Below are 412 nucleotides of genomic sequence, written 5' to 3' on the forward strand. Positions count from 1 at the left end.
CCGCCCGAGCCGAGCTCCAGCAGCCGTCCGGGCGCGCCGAGCCGGTCGGTGACGCGGCGGGCGACGTCGTGGTGGTGCGGGTGCAGGGGCGCGCCGTAGCAGGCGATCAGGTCGTCCTGCAGGTCGTAGAAGGACTCGGTCCAGTGGGTCATGCGGTGTCTCCAGTCCGTGAGAAGGCGCCGCGCCAGGAGGGGCGGCCGGTCGTCGGATCTGAGTGTCAGCGCAAACGCATTGGCAGGAGTCTCCGGAAGTGCCTTCAGCGTACACCGGCGAGCCGCGTCAGGCGAGGGTCACCCTCCGGGGGTAGGGTGCGGTCATCGTGAACACCCCGCTGCTGGCCGCGTCCCTGCTGCTCTGCGCCGCGCACGCCGCCCCTGCCGCACCCGGGCGCGCCCTGGCGGTGCTGCCGCTG

The organism is Deinococcus pimensis DSM 21231, assembly GCF_000519345.1.
Classification (GTDB): domain Bacteria; phylum Deinococcota; class Deinococci; order Deinococcales; family Deinococcaceae; genus Deinococcus_A; species Deinococcus_A pimensis.